Annotated in this window: 3 protein-coding genes; 2 read left to right on the forward strand and 1 reads right to left on the reverse strand. The window is 73.9% G+C overall.

From position 1 onward, the window contains the following. Positions 1–974: polyprenyl synthetase family protein (locus ACOV8S_RS04420; RefSeq protein ID WP_448316205.1), on the reverse strand; the 974-nt coding region annotated here is incomplete at its 3' end. A 239-nt stretch (positions 975–1,213) separates the two neighbouring features. Between ACOV8S_RS04420 and cyc2 the strand changes: the two genes are divergently transcribed. Beyond that, positions 1,214–3,553, forward strand: coding sequence for a germacradienol/geosmin synthase Cyc2 (gene cyc2, locus ACOV8S_RS04425; RefSeq protein ID WP_448316206.1), 2,340 nt, complete (start codon positions 1,214–1,216; stop codon positions 3,551–3,553). Positions 3,554–3,784: 231 nt separating this feature from the next. Beyond that, a complete protein-coding gene (locus ACOV8S_RS04430) occupies positions 3,785–4,909 on the forward strand; it encodes a M24 family metallopeptidase (RefSeq protein ID WP_448316207.1) in 1,125 nt (374 codons plus the stop codon). The last annotated feature ends 25 nt before the right edge of the window (positions 4,910–4,934 follow it).

Genomic DNA, 4,934 nt, shown 5'->3' on the forward strand with positions numbered 1-4,934 from the left:
GGGGTGGGCAGGGACGGACTGGCGGCCTGGTCGACTAGGTCGTGCAGGCAGGAGATGTAGGGCTCCCGCCCGGCCAGGCGGCCGAGGAGCTGGTGGGCCAGGACGCGGTGCAGTTCCACGTCCTGCCGGAAGAGCTCCAGCGCCTCGTCGCGCAGCAGCATCCCGAGGAGCTCCTCCCGGGCCCGGGGGCACGTCCGGGCCGCCGGGCGGAGCAGGCCTAGCCGGGCGGCGTCCGCCAGGGAGGCCGACTCGGCGGCGCAGGCCAGGAGATGGGTCGCGGTGCCGTTGGCCAGGTCCTCGTTGCGGCCGGAGGCGATGTCCTCCTGGTCGTTGAAGAGCTGCCAGAGGATTCCGAGGACGTCGCCGAACTCGCGCCATTCGGCGGTGCGTTCGGCCGACGCGCCGGCGAGCAGCGCCGCCATGCCGGTGATCATCGCGAAGGGGGCGCCGGACTTGCCGCGGTAGGCGGCCAGCACCGCCTCGCGACGCGGCGCTATCCCCGAGGCGCCACGCAGGTCGGCGAGCTGACCGCCTATCGCGGCAAGTCCGCAGGAGGTCAACTCGGCTGCCAGAGGCCGCTGTACGGGGCCGGGCAGGCGCGGGGAACCGAGCAGGCGCAGCGGGAGCAGTGTGCCGACGGCCAGGGTGGACAGCGACGTCTCGGGGCCGAGGGCGCCCTCGCCGGCGACGGTCTCCCCGTCCGCGAGGTCGTCCATGCGGCAGGCGGCCGTCCACCACAGCAGGTGCACCGCCGCCAGCGGGAGCGCGGGCTCAGGGTCCCCGGTCTCCGCGCCGTGGACCGCCAGGGGCAGGACCGACAGGGGGTACCGCAGCGGCTGCCGGTCCAGCAGCTCCTCGCAGGCGGTCCGCAACGGCCCGCCGGGCGGGCCGGCCGCCTCGAGTGCGGCGGTCACCTCGGCCTCGATGGCCTCGGCGTGAGCCGCGTGCAGGTCCTGGTAGGTCAGGGAGGGCACTGCTGTTCCCCCGTAAGCCACTGGGTCTGGAGTGGAACACGATTCGAACATCGTTGATCCGTGCGAGGCCAGAGCAAGATTCGGCCAGGGCGTCCGATTGACGCCGGGCGAGAGGCCCGCGGTGCCTCCCCGACAGCACCGCGGCGGGCGGGAGTTCCCGTTCGCCCCGGTTTCACGCGAAGGTGTGGAGCCGGGTCCGGCGGTGGATGCCGGGGCGTGGGCCGGGGCAGGACCCGGCCATGACGCAGCCGTTCGAACTCCCGCAGTTCTACATGCCGTATCCCGCGCGGCTGAACCCGCACCTCGACGAGGCCCGCGCCCACTCCACGCGGTGGGCCCGGGACATGGGGATGCTGGAGGGATCCGGCGTCTGGGAGCAGTCCGACCTCGACGCGCACGACTACGGCCTGCTGTGCGCCTACACCCACCCCGACTGCGACGGGCCCGCGCTCTCCCTGATCACCGACTGGTACGTGTGGGTCTTCTTCTTCGACGACCACTTCCTGGAGATGTTCAAGCGCGGCCTGGACCGGGCCGGCGGCCGGGCCCACCTGGAGCGGCTCCCGCAGTTCATGCCGTCCGACCCCGCGACCCCCGTGCCCGAGCCGCGGAACCCGGTGGAGGCGGGCCTCGCCGACCTGTGGGCGCGCACCGTCCCCGCGATGTCGGAGCACTGGCGCCGCCGCTTCGCCCTGGCCACCGAGCACCTGCTCAACGAGTCCCTGTGGGAGCTCTCCAACATCGGCGAGGGCCGGATCGCCAACCCGGTGGAGTACATCGAGATGCGCCGCAAGGTCGGCGGCGCCCCCTGGTCGGCCGGCCTGGTCGAGTACGCCACCGCCGAGGTCCCGCACCGCGTCGCGCGGTCCCGGCCGCTGCGGGTGCTGATGGAGACGTTCTCCGACGGCGTCCACCTGCGCAACGACCTCTTCTCCTACCAGCGCGAGGTCGAGGAGGAGGGTGAACTCAGCAACGGGGTCCTCGTCCTGGAGAACTTCTTCGGCTGCCCGCCGCAGCAGGCCGCCGAGACCGTCAACGACGTCCTCACCTCCCGCCTGCACCAGTTCGAGCACACCGCCCTGACCGAGGTGCCCGCCCTCGCCCTGGAGGCCGGACTCACCCCCGACGAGGTGGCCGCCGTCGCCGCCTACACCCGCGGCCTGCAGGACTGGCAGTCCGGCGGCCACGAGTGGCACCTGCGCTCCAGCCGCTACATGAACGAAGGCGCGCTCGCCGCCCGCACCGATCCGCTCCGCGGTCCGACCGGGCCGGGCGCCTCCGCCGCCGACGTGCGCGCGCTGCTCGCCGGGACCGGGGCCTCACGGCTGCGGAACCACACGCACGTGCCGTTCCAGCGGGTCGGCCCGGCCAGGATCCCCGACCTGCCGATGCCGTTCGAGCTCACCCTCAGCCCGCACCTGGACGGCGCCCGCGGCCGGCTGCGGGACTGGGTGGAGGACATGGGGATCTTCGCCGAGGGGGTCTGGGACGAGGACAAGCTGCGCGCCTACGACCTCCCGCTCTGCGCCGCCGGGATCCACCCCTCGGGCACCCGGGAGGGGCTCGACCTGGCCTCCGCCTGGCTGGCCTGGGGCACCTACGGCGACGACTACTACCCGCTGGTCTTCGGACACCGCCGCGACCTGGCGGCGGCCCGCCTCACCACGGCCCGCCTCTCCGCCTGCATGCCCCTCGAGGGGGAGGCCGCCGGGCTCCCGGCCAACGCCATGGAGCGCGGTCTCGCCGACCTGTGGACGCGTACCACCGCGGCGATGTCCGCCGAACAGCGGCGGATCCTCCGCAAGGCCGTCGACGACATGACCGAGAGCTGGGTCTGGGAGCTCGCCAACCAGCTCCAGCACCGCGTCCCCGACCCGGTGGACTACCTGGAGATGCGACGGGCCACCTTCGGGGCCGACCTCACGATGAGCCTGTGCCGCCTCGGTCACGGCCCCGCCGTCCCGGCCGAGGTCTACCGCAGCGGGCCCGTCCGGTCCCTGGAGAACGCGGCCGTCGACTACGCCTGCCTGGTCAACGACATCTTCTCGTACCAGAAGGAGATCGAGTTCGAGGGCGAGATCCACAACGCGGTGCTGGTGGTGCAGAACTTCTTCGGCTGCGACTACCCGGCCGCCCTGCGCGTCGTGCAGGACCTGACGGCCCGTCGCATGGAGCAGTTCCAGCACGTCGTCGCCCACGAGCTCCCCGCCCTGTACGACGACCTCGCGCTCGGCACGGAGGCCCGCCGGGCCGTCGACGGTTACGTGGCCGACCTGCGGAACTGGATGGCGGGCATCCTGAACTGGCACCGCGAGGTCGACCGGTACAAGGACGCCTGGCTCTCCCGGCGGGCCCACCGGTTCGTGCCGGGCGCCGTGCCGTCCCCGCCCGGCCTTCCGGCGCCGCGGAGCCTTTCCTCCTCGCCCGGGCTTCTGTCCCCGCCCGGCCTTCCGGCGCACTCCGATCGGCCGGCCGGGGCCTGGGCGGTCCCCGGCGTTCCGGCGCCAGGCGTCGGGACCGTCCCCGGCAGTGACCCGGCCGGCACCGGCCCGGCGCCGCGGTTCCCGGCCGTCCGCTAGCCGCGGCCGACGTCACGCCCGGCGGTGTGCCCCGTGTGTCCCCGTGTGCTCCCTGTGTCCTCGGGCACGGATGCGGCACGGGGGCCACGGCCGGGCCCACCAGGGACGGAAGCCGGGCGGGAACACGTCAATGAGGCAACGCCGCAGGTGCGGATGCGGGACACTTGAGGCCTGGGGCACACCCGGTGCCCGTGCCCCACCGTGCCCTTCACCTTCCAGGGAGGCCCTCGGATGACCGGCCCGTTCGAACCCTTCAGCGCCGACGACCACCGGGTGCGGATGGAACGCGCCGCCCGGGAGGCCGAGGCCGCCGGACTGGCCGGTCTGCTGATCGCGCCGGGTCCCGACATGGTCTGGCTCACCGGCTACACGCCGCCCGCCGCCACCGAACGGCTCACCCTGCTCGCCCTGGTGCCCGGCCGGGATCCGGTCCTGGTGGTGCCCACCCTGGAGGCCCCCGACGCCGCGAAGGCGGCGGGCGCCGGCGCCCTCACCCTGCGGGACTGGACGGACGGCAAGGACCCCTACGCCGTCGCCTCCCTCGGTCTCGACAGGAGCGGCCGCTACGCCGTCAGCGACAACACCTGGGCGCTCCACCTCCTCGGGATGCGGCGCGCCCTGCCCGACAGCTCCCACGTCGCCCTCAGCGAGGCGCTGCCGATGCTGCGGGCGGTCAAGGACGCGGTCGAGCTCGAGCGCATGGCCGCCGCCGGGGCCGCCGCGGACGCCGCGTTCGCGGGGATCCGCCAGGTCCGCTTCGCCGGACGCCGCGAGGAGGAGATCGCCGCCGACCTCGCCGGCCTGCTGCGCGGCTTCGGTCACGAACAGGTGGACTTCACCGTCGTCGGCTCCGGCCCCAACGGGGCGAACCCGCACCACGAGGCCGGGGAGCGGGTCGTCGAGGAGGGCGACATGGTCGTCCTCGACTTCGGCGGCCTGATGCACGGCTACGGCTCCGACATCTCCCGCACCGTCCACGTCGGCGAGCCGACGGAAGAGGAACGCCGCGTCCACGACATCGTCCGCGAGGCCCAGGAGGCGGGCTTCCGGGCGGTGCGGCCCGGCGCCGCCTGCCAGGACGTCGACCGCGCCGCCCGGGCCGTGATCACCGAGGCCGGGTACGGGGAGTACTTCATCCACCGGACCGGTCACGGCATCGGCGTCACCACCCACGAGCCGCCCTACATGATCGAGGGCGAGCGGCAGCCGCTGGTGCCCGGGATGTGCTTCTCCGTGGAGCCCGGGATCTACCTGCCGGGCCGCTTCGGCGTCCGGATCGAGGACATCGTGACCGTCACCGAGGGAGGGGGACGGCGGCTCAACGACGCCCCTCGTGAGATCGTGACGGTCGGCTGATGCGCGTCGCGGACCGGCCCACCCC

The organism is Streptomyces sp. CO7, assembly GCF_053474865.1.